Origin of the sequence: Pantoea sp. ANP04, assembly GCF_041982285.1 — a bacterium.
Taxonomy (GTDB): Bacteria; Pseudomonadota; Gammaproteobacteria; order Enterobacterales; family Enterobacteriaceae; genus Pantoea; species Pantoea eucalypti.
The window spans coordinates 1-547 of record NZ_JAUTYS010000139.1 but is presented as its reverse complement, the minus strand read 5'-3'; the positions used below and the strand labels follow the sequence as shown (position 1 = coordinate 547).

General features: G+C 49.4%; 1 protein-coding gene. It reads left to right on the top strand.

The annotated features are described in order from the left end of the window. Positions 1–547: FtsW/RodA/SpoVE family cell cycle protein (locus Q7C21_RS22770; protein WP_375151206.1), on the top strand; the 547-nt coding region annotated here is incomplete at both ends.

Here is a 547-nt window from a genome sequence, read left to right as displayed (position 1 = left end):
AACGGTTGGGATGGGTTTTTACGCATAGCCATCGTGGTTGGATTAATCACCGTTCTGTTGCTCGCGCAGCCAGATTTTGGCTCGTTTGTGGTTATTATTGGGACGGTCTTTGCCATCTTTTATATTGCCGGCGCGCCTTATAAGCAGTTTATCGCGCTCGGCGCTGTGGCCGTTGGCGGTGCTGTATTAATGGTGGCGACCGTACAATACCGACTGGTACGGGTGATGTCGTTTTTGGACCCTTTTGACGATGTACAAGACACTGATTATCAGCTAGCACGTAGCTTAATTGCCTTTGGTCGCGGACAGTTTACTGGCGTCGGCTACGGCGAAAGCGTGCAAAAACTGTCGCATTTACCAGAGGCGCATACGGATTTTCTACTAGCTATTACCGGTGAAGAATTGGGCTTTGTTGGAGTCACGATGATTCTCATCTTTGAGGCGCTGATTATCGGAAGTGCGATGCGCATCAGTTATAATGCCCTAAAACGTCGGCAAATGCGCATGAGCTATACCGCTTTTGGTATCGCGGTGGTGTTTATTGCGC